Annotated in this window: 16 protein-coding genes and 1 tRNA gene; 4 read left to right on the top strand and 13 right to left on the bottom strand. The window is 35.7% G+C overall.

Translation table 11 applies throughout. The features are described 5' to 3' along the window. The 12 genes from P9B04_RS03130 to hpf all read right to left on the bottom strand — a co-directional run. Positions 1–1,029: acetate kinase (locus P9B04_RS03130; protein ID WP_342053541.1), on the bottom strand; the 1,029-nt coding region annotated here is incomplete at its 3' end. Positions 1,030–1,174: 145 nt separating this feature from the next. Beyond that, positions 1,175–1,247, bottom strand: a tRNA-Trp gene (locus tag P9B04_RS03125). A 100-nt stretch (positions 1,248–1,347) separates the two neighbouring features. Continuing rightward, positions 1,348–1,710 (bottom strand): 50S ribosomal protein L19, encoded by a 363-nt coding sequence (rplS, locus tag P9B04_RS03120; protein WP_342053540.1) that lies wholly within the window; start codon positions 1,708–1,710, stop codon positions 1,348–1,350. 60 nt (positions 1,711–1,770) lie between these two features. Beyond that, entirely contained in the window at positions 1,771–2,388 is a 618-nt protein-coding gene (gene cobO, locus P9B04_RS03115; protein ID WP_342053539.1) for a cob(I)yrinic acid a,c-diamide adenosyltransferase, read from the bottom strand. 88 nt (positions 2,389–2,476) lie between these two features. Continuing rightward, positions 2,477–3,070 carry a Maf family protein gene (locus P9B04_RS03110; RefSeq protein WP_342053538.1) on the bottom strand — a complete coding sequence of 198 codons (594 nt, stop codon included), beginning with the start codon at positions 3,068–3,070 and terminating at the stop codon, positions 2,477–2,479. Positions 3,071–3,224: 154 nt separating this feature from the next. Beyond that, positions 3,225–3,776: a photosystem II reaction center PsbP gene (gene psbP, locus P9B04_RS03105; RefSeq protein WP_342053537.1), complete on the bottom strand. Its 552-nt coding sequence runs from the start codon at positions 3,774–3,776 to the stop codon at positions 3,225–3,227. 74 nt (positions 3,777–3,850) lie between these two features. Further along, positions 3,851–4,810, bottom strand: a complete 960-nt coding sequence (locus P9B04_RS03100) for a glycosyltransferase (RefSeq protein WP_342053536.1) — start codon at positions 4,808–4,810, stop codon at positions 3,851–3,853. A 71-nt stretch (positions 4,811–4,881) separates the two neighbouring features. Further along, the gene (gene ispD / locus P9B04_RS03095; protein ID WP_342053535.1) at positions 4,882–5,568 is read right to left on the bottom strand and encodes a 2-C-methyl-D-erythritol 4-phosphate cytidylyltransferase; all 687 of its coding nucleotides are present in this window, start codon (positions 5,566–5,568) and stop codon (positions 4,882–4,884) included. A gap of 226 nt (positions 5,569–5,794) precedes the next feature. Further along, entirely contained in the window at positions 5,795–6,697 is a 903-nt protein-coding gene (locus P9B04_RS03090) for an SDR family oxidoreductase (RefSeq protein WP_342053534.1), read from the bottom strand. A gap of 9 nt (positions 6,698–6,706) precedes the next feature. After that, positions 6,707–7,411 carry an HAD-IA family hydrolase gene (locus P9B04_RS03085; RefSeq protein ID WP_342053533.1) on the bottom strand — a complete coding sequence of 235 codons (705 nt, stop codon included), beginning with the start codon at positions 7,409–7,411 and terminating at the stop codon, positions 6,707–6,709. 32 nt (positions 7,412–7,443) lie between these two features. Next, complete coding sequence (locus P9B04_RS03080) at positions 7,444–8,634, bottom strand: NAD(P)/FAD-dependent oxidoreductase (RefSeq protein WP_342053532.1); 1,191 nt, start codon at positions 8,632–8,634, stop codon at positions 7,444–7,446. 151 nt (positions 8,635–8,785) lie between these two features. Then, the gene (gene hpf / locus P9B04_RS03075) at positions 8,786–9,385 is read right to left on the bottom strand and encodes a ribosome hibernation-promoting factor, HPF/YfiA family (RefSeq protein ID WP_342053531.1); all 600 of its coding nucleotides are present in this window, start codon (positions 9,383–9,385) and stop codon (positions 8,786–8,788) included. A 517-nt stretch (positions 9,386–9,902) separates the two neighbouring features. Here hpf and lipB point away from each other — a divergent pair. The 4 genes from lipB (at position 9,903) to P9B04_RS03055 (ending at position 13,212) form a co-directional block, all read left to right on the top strand. Next, a complete protein-coding gene (gene lipB, locus P9B04_RS03070; protein WP_342053530.1) occupies positions 9,903–10,562 on the top strand; it encodes a lipoyl(octanoyl) transferase LipB in 660 nt (219 codons plus the stop codon). Between the two features lie 199 nt (positions 10,563–10,761). After that, positions 10,762–11,232 carry a DUF29 domain-containing protein gene (locus P9B04_RS03065; protein ID WP_342053529.1) on the top strand — a complete coding sequence of 157 codons (471 nt, stop codon included), beginning with the start codon at positions 10,762–10,764 and terminating at the stop codon, positions 11,230–11,232. Between the two features lie 102 nt (positions 11,233–11,334). After that, positions 11,335–11,829 (top strand): DUF427 domain-containing protein, encoded by a 495-nt coding sequence (locus P9B04_RS03060; protein ID WP_342053528.1) that lies wholly within the window; start codon positions 11,335–11,337, stop codon positions 11,827–11,829. Between the two features lie 27 nt (positions 11,830–11,856). After that, complete coding sequence (locus P9B04_RS03055; RefSeq protein WP_342053527.1) at positions 11,857–13,212, top strand: hypothetical protein; 1,356 nt, start codon at positions 11,857–11,859, stop codon at positions 13,210–13,212. On the opposite strand, the gene tgt is transcribed toward P9B04_RS03055, so the two are convergent. Then, positions 13,209–14,321 carry a tRNA guanosine(34) transglycosylase Tgt gene (tgt, locus tag P9B04_RS03050; protein ID WP_342053526.1) on the bottom strand — a complete coding sequence of 371 codons (1,113 nt, stop codon included), beginning with the start codon at positions 14,319–14,321 and terminating at the stop codon, positions 13,209–13,211. The two genes, P9B04_RS03055 and tgt, sit on opposite strands and share 4 nt — an antisense overlap. Positions 14,322–14,536: the final 215 nt, after the last annotated feature.

Below are 14,536 nucleotides of genomic sequence, written 5' to 3'. Positions count from 1 at the left end.
CGGTTTGATAAATCCCCCTCGTTTATAGTGCGGGGCTTCTCGGCGGTTAGCTAAGACGGCTAACATGGAACCAATTTGCGATCGCAAACGATGGATGTACATATCTAGGGCTAATTTCGCACGAAAATTATTTTCTTTAATGCCTTGTAATATGGCGCGAACATCGGCTGAAATTCCTGAAACTCCTTTTAGCCCTGATTCTTTGTTTAGTAAGGTATTTAGTTCATCGGGATCTAGAGAATATTCTCGTATTAAATACAGTAAAATAGCTGGATCTATAGAACCACTACGGGTTCCCATCATCAATCCTTCTAGGGGAGTAAATCCCATAGTTGTGTCTAAACTTTTGCCGTCTTTTATCGCTGTTAATGAGCAACCGTTACCGAGATGACAATTGATTAATTTTAGAGAAGATAAGGGTTGATTTAGTATTTCTGCTGTGCGTTTGGCGCAATATTGGTGGCTAATCCCATGAAATCCGTAACGACGGATTCCTTTTTCTACCCATGTAAAAGGTAAGGGATAGGCTGCATTTTCTAAGGGAATGGTTTGATGGAAAGCGGTGTCAAATACTGCTACTTGAGGTACATTTTTGAGGGCTTTTTCTATTGCTTCTATACCTTGAAGATGGGCTGGGTTATGATTGGGGGCGAGGGGTATTAGTTCGGCAATTTTAGCTTTAACTTCTGGGGTTATTTTGGTAGCTTCGGTATATGTTGTTCCTCCGTGAACTACTCTATGTCCTACTACGTCGATATCATTTAGTTGCTCAATTACTTTCGTTTCTCCTGTCAATAAAGTATCAAGTATTGTAGGAATTGCTTGTGATTTATCGGCAATATCTAAATTTATTTCTTGTTTAATATCATTGGCTTTTACTGTTAGTAACCCTCGGTTTTTAGCCACAGTCCAATCAATATCGGCTGTCCATAGAGGTTTTGGTGGATGTTTTGGTAGGGTGTTTTCTTCTATACTATAGAGGCAGGTTTTTTGACTGCTCGACCCTGCGTTGATCACTAGAATTTTCATGACTTTTTTTCATAAAATCACGCTTTTATGATAGCTCAAAAAATGCAGAAATTAACAAGCTACCTGAGTTTGATATAAGAAAATTTGGTAAATTAGCACTACTAAAGCTGACAGCTATTTTATCTTACCAAATCTATATTCTTAACACGCCCTGGAGGACTTGAACCCCCGACATCAGGTTTTGGAGACCTGCGTTCTACCAACTGAACTAAGAGCGCACGATAGAATACATAGTTGAAATCTATGTATGCCCATTTCTACATTATAGCGCAGTTTAATACTTTTTTGTAGGTAACTTGCGCTACTTTTAAAACTATTTTAAAGAGAACGATCAAAACGCTGACGAATTCTAGTAGCTTTCCCAACGCGGTTACGCAGGTAATAAAGCTTTGCTCTACGTACTTTACCACGACGAACTATCTTGATGTTGGCGACTCGAGGAGAATGCAAAAGGAAAACCCTTTCTACTCCTACCCCTTGGAAAATCTTACGCACAGTGATGGTTTCATTGATTCCACCGTTACGCATAGCAATAACGGTTCCTTCGTATGGTTGAACCCTCTCTTTGCCGCCTTCTCGAATGCGTACCCCGACTTTGACGGTGTCTCCAACATGGATCGTTGGTAAGTCTTTCTTCAAATATTCTGACTCTATATCTTTGATGATCTCTTGTACATTCATGGCTTTTGCAAAACTTCACAATTGACCATTGTAGCTTATTTTTTGAACTAAATCAAGTTTTTAAAATTCAATACCAGGTTGCGCTTTGACACCTTGCTCTTTGAAGGGGTGCTTAATTAATTTCATTTCTGTGACAAGATCGGCGATTTCTAGTAGTTTTGTTGGCGCACCTCTACCTGTAAGAATAACATGGGTCTGTTCTGGTTTATTTTCAAGAGCTTTAACTACGTTTTCTGCTGATAGATATCCTAATTTTAATGCAACATTAATTTCATCGAGTAACACTAATTGATAATCAAGGTTATTGATAAAAGAAATGGCCGTTTCCCAAGCTTGTTCTGCTTTTAAAATATCCCTGTCTCGATCTTGAGTTTCCCAGGTGAAACCCTCTCCCATTGCCAGAAAGTCTAGTTGACTTTCCCATTGACTCAAAACAGCTTTCTCTGCCGGTTCCCAAGCTCCTTTGATAAACTGAATAATAGCAACTTTAAATCCATGTCCCAGAGAACGGACGACCATTCCTAAAGCTGCAGTTGTTTTTCCCTTTCCGTTACCTGTGTTAACGATAATAAGACCTTTTTCTTTGGATGCTTCTGCAAGACGTTTTTCTTGAATTTCTTTCCGTCTTTGCATTTTCTGTTGATATTTTTCTGCAGAAAGATTAGTATCAATGGTCATGTTAATGAGGCTATAAATTTAGTGAATTAATTACTTACTAATTAAATTATACTATGTTTTATGTCGAAGTTAGATGGATTGAATTAACTTACCAAAAAGTTTGAATAGAATAGTCCAACTTTTGCAACATTTCTCTCAACAAAGGTAAGCTTAAACCAATAACATTACTATGACATCCTTCTATTTTTTCAATAAATAAACTGCCTTTTCCTTCTAGGGCAAAACTTCCAGCACATTTTAGAGGTTCTCCTGTTTTTACATAATCTTTAATGGTTTGGTCATCGATATTAGCAAAGTAGACTTTTGTAATACCACAAGATATTAAAGTTTTTTGTTGCTTTCCGTCTAAAAGTGCATGACCTGTGTAGAGTGTACCATAGTTATTTCTCATAGTTTGCCAACGAGCGATCGCTTCTGCTTGGGAGTTGGGTTTTCCATGAATTTGACCATCGATAGCTAAAACAGAATCACAACCTAATACTAAAGAATTTTCGTATTGTTGAGCCACTATTTCTGCTTTGCATTGTGCTAGGATTTGAACCAATTTAAGAGGATTGGTTTCTGTTATTTGAGATTCATCAAAATTGCTAGAACAAACAATTGGATTGATTCCTACACTTTTAAGAAGTTTAAGACGGGCAGAGGAAGCAGACGCAAGTACAAAAGGAGGAGAATTTTTCATTTGTATGCTGTTTTAAATTGACTCAAACAAACAGAAAAGATGTTGCTATACTTGTTTTTTTTTTACATTGATTATCTTAGATAAGACGCTAATCAAAGCTAAATTCTTACTCTAACAACATCCCTAATTTACTAGTGTTTATAATAGAGAAAACTTAATATACTGAAAAAGAATTAACCGTAGTTTTAAACAAATTTTCAACTTTAGACCAACGATTTTGTAGTGTGGATAAATTAAAAGTAAAAAGTTTACCACGACTTACAGCAATGCTTGCAAGATTATGTCGTTTTGTTTGATTTGGTAAAGTCACTTCGTATTCTAAATTATAGTAAGTTTTGCCTTCTACTTCCCGAGATTCAGCATCAATCAAGTCTACCGTACGACCATTTTCTGCTTTATTATTCATCTGTTTTAATAGGTAATAACCTACTTCTGTTGGAGTTCCTAAAGAGGTTAAGGTTTTTTCTTTATCTACATCGCTGATAATGACGGTTAAGTTCTCACTCTCTTCGATCAAGTCTCTAAAAATTACATCAACTCCTTGAGAAGATTGTTTAACATCTACCCCAACCCAACCGCTAGGATAAAGAAATTGATAACCATCACCAGCATCCACATAGCTTTGCAAACCGCTTACACCTACGGAGCAACTAATTAAGGTTAAACTTATTAATGTAAGGATAAAGATTCTTTGGGACTTAAACATAGATTTTTCATAATTTGGTCGTTTATATTGTCTCATTGTAGGGGTAATTTTGTCATCTTTATTTTTATAATTGATTATAACCAATCAATTTGTTGGGCTTTTTCTGATAATTTTGCTGTTTTTTGTCCTTGACTTCTATGGTAAAAATTGTGTAAATCGATGGGCATTTTTATCAAGTCAATCATGTTTCTTTTCCCTTGGAGTATTTTAATGCTATTGATGGGTATTTCTTTTAATATCCAACGTCCCAAGCGATAAATTGCTTCTTTTGTAGTGAAATCTCGCATCAAATCTACATTATACAATTCGTGTAGGTAAAGATTAGAACGACCATACCTTTGCCATTGACTTCTTAGTTCTTTGAAGTTGGAACGATGGCGATGACGAATAATAGCAGTAGGTGAAAAGGTTAATTTGTAGTTTGTTTGTTGCTGAATTCTCCAGCAAATATCTGCGTCTCCTCCTGTGGTTAAATAGGGACGGAATAAACCAATTTCCTTAAAAATTATGCTTCTAATTCCTAAGTTTGCTGTTTGTCCGTAGGGTAAAAAGGGATGTTCTAGTAGAAATTTTTGAGATAATATATTATTTTTTTCAGCATATTTTTCTAAAAAACTATTTCCAGGTAATGCTTCAATTTCTCCTACAACAATGCCTATTTTTTCATCAATAAATGGCTTAACTAAATCTTCGAGCCAGTGATCTAATGGCCGACAATCAGCATCGGTAAATGCTAAAATTTCTCCTGTTGCTTGACGAATTCCTTGGTTACGAGCGGCATAAGAACTTTGAATCTTGTTCTCGTTTAATTCTTGTAGCCTAATCCCTACTTTTTCGGCTTCAAGGATTGCTTTACTGAGAATTGTAGAGGTATTGTCTTGACTATTATTATTTACTAATAAGTATTCAACTCTATCCTTTGGATAGGTTTGATTTCGTAGGCAATTGATTAACTCGGGTAAATCTTCCTGCCCATTATAAATAGGAACTATCACAGATACTTGAGGAAAAAAATGCTCACTTTTGGTAGTCATAGTTTTTGATTTTATTAATAATAAAGTGTGACTAACTTGATTAAAAATTGATGATAATTTTTATAAAAATTTTATTGTGCTAGTCTCTGTTTTAAAATAAACTCAGAGATAGCTAAATCCACAGGAGTAGTTACTTTTAAATTAGTTTCTTCCCCTTCCACAATTTTGACTGGTAATTGACATTTCTCAAATAAAGCGGCATCATCGGTTACATGCCAACCCATTCTGTAACCCTTTTCGTGGCATTCTCTTAATAGATTGAGATCAAATCCTTGGGGGGTTTGTGCAGCCCATAAATTAGAACGGTTAGGAGTATCTTGAATAAATTGATCTCCATCAACAATTTTGATAGTATCTTTAACGGGAATAGCAGCAATTAGTCCTTTACAGGTTAAAAGTTCTCTAGCACATCTATCGAATAAACTGGGAGTTACTAAACACCTTGCACCATCGTGAATTAGGACGTTTTTCGCAGCTTCTGGTAATGCTTGTAAACCATTATAAACAGACTCCTGACGAGTTTCTCCTCCTTGAATTAATTGAACTGTTTTATTAATGGAAATAGACTCTAAGATGTTCTTAAATTCGGGAAAATCATAAGGTTGCCCAATAATACCAATCCAATTTATTTCTTGGGATGCTTGTGCAGCTATCAACGTCCAACTTAATAGGGGTTTATCTAAAAGAGTGAGTAGTAGTTTATTGCGATCGCTTCCCATTCTTTTCCCCATTCCTGCTGCTGGAATTAATAAGTACATAATTTTTATAAATCATAACTAGCTTATTACATACTACCAGAATATTAACATTAAAAAGAATTAATTAAGGATTTTAGCTAATAAGATTACAACAAAGTTGAAAGTAACTAAGGGTTGTGTATGAAAAAAGTAAAAACTCTTATATCTAAAAGAACTATAGCTATTTTAAAACCTTGATAAGTGACTATCAATGAGTAGGAATTAAACAAGTTTCTTTATTGGTTTCTTAATGGTGGTTATCAGAATTAATCAGGTCATTATCTTTTAATTGTTGTAATTGTTCTCTTAAAGATAAGGGTTGATAACCTAATCTAGACGCTTTTGAACTATCTAAAGAAGTATCTGGCGATCGCGGGGCAGCCATTGGTACGTCTTTCTGTAAACAAGGAGTAATTAAATCTTGAGAAAAATCAAATATTTCTGCCATTAAATTCCCAAATTCATAGCGAGAAATTCTCTGTTTTCCTCCTAAATGTATTATCTCTCCTTCCCCTTTTTCTAGTGCTAATAATAACCCTTCAGTTGCGATTAAAGCACTAACAGGGGTTCGATATTCATCTGTAAATAAACTTAATTTTTTTCCCTGCCTAAAGGTAGTTAAAAAGAACTGAATAAAACTAGCTGCAAAGGGAGAAGGAAGACCAAACATTAATGGCATTCTACAGATAACAGTTTTGGGATAAATAGCTAACATTTTCTGTTCTGCTTCCACTTTTTGTTCTCCATAATAGCTAATAGGAGAAACGGGATCACTCTCTTTATAAGGAGAATCTAAACCATTGAAAACTAAATCAGTAGACGTAAAAACACAGGGAAGATCCCTATCAGCACATAATTTAGCAATATTTATAGAAGCAGTAACATTGATTTTGTAAGCAGTTTCTGGATTATTTTGACAGTAATTAGGTTTCGACGCTGCAGCTAGATGAAGCACTGCATCGGGTTTTATTTGCTGAAATATTTTCTGTAATGCTTCAATATCCGTAATATCAACTTTAAATAAAGTAACGTTATCTATGTTTACTTTATGTGTGTAATAAGTGCCATAAATCTCCCAGTTTGCTTGAGTGTAACGACAAATATTATAACCTAGAAATCCACTCGCCCCTGTAAGTAACAGTTTTTTCATCTTATTTGTTTAATTACTAATTAACCTTTCCATCGAATCAATAATTGTATAATCTGATCTATCTATTTTCTCATTTCTTTGTAATAAAAAAGCGTTGATACCAGCAGATTTTGCTCCCTGATAATCTTCTTTTTTACTATCCCCAATATGCCAAGTTTCTTCAGGTTGACAATTGTGCTTTTCTAGAGCTTCAATAAATATGTCAGAGTTTGGTTTTGCTATTCCGGTAGTGGAGGAAATAGTAATAGTCTGAAAAAAGCTAGTTAAACCAAAAATATCCAGTACCTCATAAATTCTGCTGTCAAAATTTGAGATAATTCCTAATGCTATGCTTTGTTTTTGCCAATATTGCAAAGCAGGAAAAACATCGTCATAAAGAAACCAAGGATGAGGGGAGGCAAAGTAATCATAAAGTTGCTGAAAAAAGCTATCGAAATCACGAAATTTATCTATGACTTTTGCTTCCTTATAGGTATCATAAGCAACCTGATACCACCACTGATATTCTAAGTCTGAAACCTCCATTACGTCCACCTTTGGGAAAGCTAGGGGTGGTGCTTTTTTAAATTGTTGATAAAACAATGTTTCTAGAAGAGAAGCATCGCAATTTACCCCAACCTGAGAAGCTAGATAACTATACACTTCTCCCACGCTTCCCTTAACACCAAATAGGGTGCCAACAGCATCTAAAAAAATTACTTTTGGTTGTTTCATAAAGCCTCTATCATTGCTGGACTATTTGACAGTTATAAAAATAATTCCGTTAATGGTTTTGTTATCCAATTAATTCCTACATTTATTTGATGCTTAAGAGTTGGCAAACGATACAAATAAATTAATCTTCTGGCAATGTAACCTAGAGAACCATCTAGATTAATTCCTAACCCTGATAAAGTGGCATTATCTATTCCCAGTGCCATCATTTCTCCTAAAGGTTGATAAGCAAAAGGTAACAGTGGACGAGAGGTAATAGAAGCCCAAATATTCCAAGCACAATAATCAGCTTGTTGAAAAGCTGTTTGCGCTGTTGCAGGAATTAACTGCTCCGATTCGTCGTAACAAGCGGCTAAATCACCAATGGCGAAAATTTCAGGATGCTCAATAACTTGTAATTCAGGTGTTATTTTTAACAGTCCTTTGGTAGTTTTTTCCAGGGACAAATTTTCGATCATATCTATAACTTTTGTTCCCACAGTCCACAGTACCAAGTCGACAGGAATAGTATCAATTTTTCCTTTATAAGATAGAGAAATACTATCAGAACCAACTTGGGTTACTTCTGTTTCAAGATCGATGAAAACCTTTCTAGATTCTAGAGCATTTTCAGCAACTTCTCGGTTAAATTCGGGGGAATTTTTGAGTATTTTTTCTCCCCTTTCCACTAATCTAATTCGTCCCCCATTCCCCAAACGATCTGCTAATTTACAAGCTAATTCTACACCGCTATATCCACCACCGACGATAGCAATACGTATTTTTTCTGCTTCTTTTTCTTCTAACAATCGCAATCTTTCTTTAATACGATAAGCGTCTTCTATGGTACGAAAAGGAATGGCATAATCTTTGACTCCACTGAAATCGTCTAAAGGAGTTTTTCCTCCCATTGCTAACACTAAACGATCGTAATGTAGGCTATTATGATTGTCTAATTGTAGTTGTTGATTTTCCGTATCAATCCCAGTCACACAACCCTGATGAAAGCGAATGGAGGTATCTGCTAAAAGTTCCTCATAAGGGGGAGCTATTTCCCAAGTTTGCATCTCTTCAGTAATTAATTCATAGAGAAGAGGAGTAAATAAGAAGCGATCGCTTTTATCGATTAAGATAACTTCAGGGGTTTGCTCCTCTTCCCAAGTAAACTGGGTGAGACGTAAAGCGGTGTATAATCCTCCAAACCCTCCTCCGACAATGCAAATACGTAATGGTTGTTCACTCATATAATTAGCGTAATAATACGGTTCATAATATATCTTAACATTTTCGAGAATCAATGATTAATATTTCAAGGTAAATAGCAAAAAAAGAGGAACAAAATAATTTATTCCCCCAAAATATTGATTGTAGATTATCTAGAGATTCTCTAATTAATTAAGCACTTATGTGATCATTCTCGTTAGGTTCACGGGGTTGAATAACACCAAAACCACCATGATTTCTCATATAAATAACATTAATTTCTTCTGTTTCTTGGTTAAGAAACATATAGAAATCATGGTCTACTAATTCTAATTGATGTTTTGCTTCTTCAATAGACATTGCCGGCATAGCAAAATATTTCATGCGAATCACTTCTGGGGGTAATTCAGCCTCGCGATCGCCAATTAAATCCCCTGATACTTCTTGTTCTGGCAAAACTTCTGGTATCTTGACAGAAGATTCAGGTTTATGATTATTAATTTTCTCTTTATACTTACGAAGCTGACGGGCAATTTTATCGGAAACTAAATCAATACTTGCATAGAGATTTTCGCTGCCTTCTTGTGCGCGAATTACAGTACCGTTAGCATAAACGGTGACTTCTGCTTTATGCTTATCAGTAATACGGGCGTTTTTAGCAACGGATAAGTGAACATCAACTTTCGTCGTTAAAGTTTGATAATGTTTCACTGCTTTTTCTAGTTTTTGTGTGACGTAATCATTAATTGATTCGGTTACATCAACATTATTGCCTTGAATTAAAAGCTTCATACTCAATACTCCATTTCTTGTTTCATTGTTGTAGAATTAAAAGCGAAAACTGGGGATAATTTCAATTCTTTTAGACAAAATCTACCGATTTTTATCATTCTATTAATTCAATAACAATGTGGTAGGATATCTGCGTTGATTCATAAATACTTTGACCTCTTTTCAACTCTCCTAATCGGGTTTAATCGATTGCTTAATTTCCCCTAGATTGATATGTTCTGATGGTATGAGGGGGAGAGTTTAATACTAGCTTAAATGTTTTTCCTCCTCTTCCTGACATCAGTTCCCAATTTTTACCATGAGGAATTTGTTTAGTTAGGTTAACTAGGGAAAAAATTCGAGAGAGAAACCTCTTTTTGGTGGCGTTTCTTTCAATTCCTTTCTCCGACATAAACTTTGTATACTTATAGAATAGCACTTGGTATTCTTCTCAACATAGGTCTTTGTTTTCTTTTTATGTTCCTTTGCATCTCTTTATATTTCTTAAACAATTAGTCTCACAACTTTGTTAATAGTTATGTCAACTTCAACCTCATTGCAACCTAGACGATGTAAACTAAAAAATTTAGGGATGATTTCTTACGAAGCTGCTTGGGAAATGCAGCGATCGCTGGTGAAACAAAGAATAGAGAATCCTCTCTTGGAAGACACCCTAATATTATTAGAACATCCCCCTGTTTACACTTTAGGCACAGGCTCTAATACACAGTTTATCAAATTTGACCCCAAACAGAGTGTGGTTCCAGTTTATCGTACAGAAAGGGGTGGAGAAGTTACCTATCATTGTCCAGGTCAATTAGTAGGTTATCCTATTCTTAATTTACGTTACTATCAAAGGGATTTACACTGGTATTTAAGACAAATTGAAGAGGTAATTATCGAAGTTTTAAACTATTATCAGTTGCCAGGGGAAAGAATACCAGGTTTAACAGGGGTTTGGGTTAATAATTGTAAGGTAGCTGCCATTGGAATCAAAGTTAAACGTTGGATTACTATGCACGGATTTTCTATTAATGTTTGTCCCGATTTACAAGGTTTTCAGCATATTATTCCTTGTGGTATTAAAGATAAATCTGTGGGAAGTTTACAGCAATTTATCCCTGAAATAAGCTTAGAAGAAATACAAACAAGAGTTATTGATTCCTTTGCTAAACATTTTTGTGTAGAATATGTTTAAAAAGTTTAATGTCTATAAACTAGGCTTTAATATAGCTTTTTCGGACTCATGAGGTACACCTCAAGTGCTGCCTCCTGCCCCCTTCCTCCTGCCTCAAAGTGATAACCTCTGTATCTCAGAAGTATGAGAAATGCTATAGATCAAAATTTGCTATTATGATAAAAAGAATATATTTGATTAGTAATAGAAAGGAGAAAAGATGATACAACCAAAAACATCACCAAGTCATCAATTGTACGAGCAAGATTATCAACTGTGGTTAGAAACTACTTTGGAACAACTTCGTAATTGTCGTTACTCTGAGATAGATTGGGGAAATTTATTAGAGGAAATTGAGGGAATGACCAGAAGTGATAAACGTGCGTTAAAAAGTCTATTAACCCGTTTATTTGAGCATTTTTTAAAGTTGGCTTATTGGGACTCAGAAATAGAATACAATCAAGCAGGATGGAAAGGTGAAATTCAAAATTTTCGAGTTCAAATCAAAGACTTATTAGAAGATAGTCCTAGTCTCAAACCTTATTTAAGGGAAATTATTGACAAAGCTTATGGAGATGCTGTTAAAATTACTAGCCGAAAAATGGAGGTTTCTTCTAATGTTTTCCCAGAAATTTCTATAGCTAACTTAGAGCAGGTTTTAGACGACGATTGGTTGCCTACTAAAAATTAGTTTTTTAGCGATCGCCTAGGACTTAACATTAGATCAATTATTCTTGTATAATAAAGTAGAATAAAAACTAACCATCATTACCTATTCACTATAAATTAACTTATGCGACCAACTCCTATCCCACCACAACCCGGTCAAGAATCTGTTTGGGACTATCCTCGTCCTGCTATTTTACAAGATACTGATAAACATCTTAAAGTAATTTGTAATGGTATTATTTTAGCAGAAACCAGCAAGGGAAAAAGGGTCTTAGAAACCAGTCATCCTCCTACCTATTATTTTCCGCCAGAAGATGTCAAATTAGAATATTTTACTGAAACTTCTAGACAAATTGCTTGTGAATGGAAAGGACGTTATCTTTATTATGATATTAAGATAGAAGATAAATATATTCAATACGGATCTTGGCGGTATTTTCAACCCACACCTGACTTTGTTTCCATTCAAACTTACTACGCTTTTATCCCTGCTTTAATGGATGCTTGTTATGTTAATGATGAGTTAGCAACACCCCAGTCAGGAGATTTTTATGGGGGATGGATTACTAAAGATATTGTTGGTCCATTTAAAGGGGGTCCAGGAACTTGGGGATGGTAATTTAACCAGATAAATAAGACAAAAATAATGAACATTCAGATCATAAAAATAGATGGTTTTACTATTCATGAACATCATCTAGATATTAGTTATAGTGCCGATAATTTTTCATTTTCTACCAAGATTTTTTATCATGAGGTATCTTTTTCTAGATTAATTAATAAATACTCTCAACCATTAGTTAATCGAATTGTTGCTCATATCTCCCTATTTGAAGGGATGAAATTATGCTCTCTATTTCCCAGATATTATGATATTTCTGCCATAGCTGAATATATAGAAAAAGCAGTTTTAGACTTATTTGTCGATATATATCAAGGGGTTTTTGGGCAACATTGGTACGAAAATAATGTAACAGATTACCAACAACCAGAGATTATTGGATCAGAAAAGTTAGGAGTTAGCCAACTAGGGAAAATTTTAGGAAATAATGATACTATTTTAGCTGGTTGTGGAGGGGGAAAAGACAGCATTGTTGCCATGAAACTATTAGAAGAAAGTAAACTTTCTTTCGCCTCGATGCAATACTCTCATAGTGTTTATGGAAAAGCAGATTTACAACACAATTTAATCAGCCAAGTTTTAGACTATGCTTCTCCTATAGAACAACACAAAATCTCGATTTATGATGACTTTGTTGACTTCCCATTCTTTGATTTATACTTCCCCCAAAACTCAGGAATTATTGCTCCCGAAACTCCCGTTTCCATTTTTGAATCCTTGATTTTAATGTTAGATAAAGGTTATCATTACCTATGCCTTGCTCACGAAAAAAGTGCTAATACAGGTAACTTATTTTGGGAAGAAATCCATAGAGAAGTAAACCATCAATGGGGAAAAAGTTTAGCGGCAGAAACCCTGTTAAATAACTTTATTCGTGACCACCTTTTATCTAACTTTAAATATTTTAGTATTTTGCAACCTATTTATGATTATCGTATTTTTAATCACTTAAGTAGCTATCCAGAAGTATTATCCAAAATCCATTCTTGCAACATTCAAAAACCTTGGTGTAAAAAATGTCCTAAATGTGCCTATGTATGGTTAGGTTTGATGGCCTTTTTTGAACCAAAACTTGTTGACCAAGTATTTCAGAAAAACTTGTTTAACGACGATGACTTAATCCCTACTTTTGAAGAAATGCTAGGATTATCCGTACACACACCTTTTGAATGTATTGGAGAGATCGATGAAAGTCGCTTAATGATGAAAAAATGTCTAGAAAAAGGCTTATCAGGCAAAGTTATAGATATCTTTCAAGAAAAAATACTCACAAATTCTTCCATTGATTGGGAGAAAATCGAGCATAAATACAACAATATCTACACCGAAGATCACGCTATACCGGAAGGAATATTTAACTCCATTAAAGACAAACTTTAAAGAGAATCTTCCTTTAACCAAGTAGCAAACTTTTCGGTAAAATTGCCCTCGAAAATAGCCTTGCGAATGCGTTGAGTAAACCTCACCAATTCCGTTACATTGTGTATAGATAAGAGAATGTAACCGAGCATTTCCTGCGATCGCACCAAATGATTCAAATAAGCACGAGAAAAGTTCCTACAGGTGTAACAGGGGCATTCTGGGTCTAAAGGACTAAAATCCTCTCTAAATCGGGCATTTTTTAGGTTCCAGCGTTCTCCTGCTACTAATGCTGTCCCATGACGACCAAAACGAGTAGGAATGACACAGTCAAATAAATCGATTCCAGAAGCGATCGCCATGACCATTTCCTTGTAGGTTCCCACCCCCATCAAATAACGGGGTTTGGACTCCGGCAACAAGGGAGTGGTAAATTTAACGATATCGCGCACCAAAGCAGGTTCCTCCCCCACACTCACCCCACCGATAGCATATCCAGGTAAATCTAGGGGAACTAAAGCCGATACAGCATCCGATCGCAACTTAGGATAGGTTCCCCCTTGAACGATACCAAATAACGCCTGATCTTGGGGTCTTCGATGGGCTTTAATGCACCTTTCCAACCAGCGATATGTGCGATCCGTTGCAGCCGCCACAGCGTCATATTCAGCGTCTCCTGGGGGGCATTCATCAAAGGCCATGATCACGTCTGCACCCAAAGCATTTTGGATATGGATGGATCTTTCAGGGGTCAACTCGATGATGCTACCATCCCGAGGAGAACGGAAAGTAACACCGATTTCTCTAATTTTTCGCATTTCGCTGAGGCTAAACACTTGAAAGCCACCGGAATCGGTCAAAATTGGACCATCCCAACCCATAAAGCGATGCAGCCCTCCCGCTGCTTCGACAATCTTTTCCCCTGGTTGTAAATGAAGGTGATAGGTGTTGGCTAAAACCATTTGTGCGCCAGTGGTTTGCAGTTGTGCAGGGGTTAACCCTTTCACTGTTGCTAGGGTTCCCACAGGCATAAATCTGGGGGTTTCTACGATTCCGTGAGGGGTTGACCAGGTTCCAGCCCTAGCTTGACTGTGGGGGCATTTTTTTTGTAATTGAAAAGAAAAGACCATATTTCAGTTATCAGTTACGGATTATCAATTATTTGCACTTTATCTCCAACTTTTAAGCAAGTTTCTTGTTGTAAGTTTATCACTTTTGTGTTAACACTGACTCGATAAAAATGATTAAATTGACTGGAATTTACCCAACTTGGGAGGGTTTCTTTTCTTTTTTCTGGTTCTAACGGTTTTAGTTGAAATATTTATGTAGTGTTACGGTAGCCGTT

Source organism: Crocosphaera sp. Alani8 (genome assembly GCF_038442745.1).
Lineage (GTDB): Bacteria > Cyanobacteriota > Cyanobacteriia > Cyanobacteriales > Microcystaceae > Crocosphaera.
Note: the sequence above shows the minus strand (reverse complement) of the source record. Positions and strands in the feature narration are given on the sequence as shown.

Bases quoted from the DNA above. Each gene is read 5' to 3' on its own strand.
- rplS (WP_342053540.1), bottom strand. From the start codon at position 1,710: ATGAATGTACAAGAGATCATCAAAGATATAGAGTCAGAATATTTGAAG.
- cobO (WP_342053539.1), bottom strand. From the start codon at position 2,388: ATGACCATTGATACTAATCTTTCTGCAGAAAAATATCAACAGAAAATG.
- P9B04_RS03110 (WP_342053538.1), bottom strand. From the start codon at position 3,070: ATGAAAAATTCTCCTCCTTTTGTACTTGCGTCTGCTTCCTCTGCCCGT.
- psbP (WP_342053537.1), bottom strand. From the start codon at position 3,776: ATGTTTAAGTCCCAAAGAATCTTTATCCTTACATTAATAAGTTTAACC.
- P9B04_RS03100 (WP_342053536.1), bottom strand. From the start codon at position 4,810: ATGACTACCAAAAGTGAGCATTTTTTTCCTCAAGTATCTGTGATAGTT.
- ispD (WP_342053535.1), bottom strand. From the start codon at position 5,568: ATGTACTTATTAATTCCAGCAGCAGGAATGGGGAAAAGAATGGGAAGC.
- P9B04_RS03090 (WP_342053534.1), bottom strand. From the start codon at position 6,697: ATGAAAAAACTGTTACTTACAGGGGCGAGTGGATTTCTAGGTTATAAT.
- P9B04_RS03085 (WP_342053533.1), bottom strand. From the start codon at position 7,411: ATGAAACAACCAAAAGTAATTTTTTTAGATGCTGTTGGCACCCTATTT.
- P9B04_RS03080 (WP_342053532.1), bottom strand. From the start codon at position 8,634: ATGAGTGAACAACCATTACGTATTTGCATTGTCGGAGGAGGGTTTGGA.
- hpf (WP_342053531.1), bottom strand. From the start codon at position 9,385: ATGAAGCTTTTAATTCAAGGCAATAATGTTGATGTAACCGAATCAATT.
- lipB (WP_342053530.1), top strand. From the start codon at position 9,903: ATGTCAACTTCAACCTCATTGCAACCTAGACGATGTAAACTAAAAAAT.
- P9B04_RS03065 (WP_342053529.1), top strand. From the start codon at position 10,762: ATGATACAACCAAAAACATCACCAAGTCATCAATTGTACGAGCAAGAT.
- P9B04_RS03060 (WP_342053528.1), top strand. From the start codon at position 11,335: ATGCGACCAACTCCTATCCCACCACAACCCGGTCAAGAATCTGTTTGG.
- P9B04_RS03055 (WP_342053527.1), top strand. From the start codon at position 11,857: ATGAACATTCAGATCATAAAAATAGATGGTTTTACTATTCATGAACAT.
- tgt (WP_342053526.1), bottom strand. From the start codon at position 14,321: ATGGTCTTTTCTTTTCAATTACAAAAAAAATGCCCCCACAGTCAAGCT.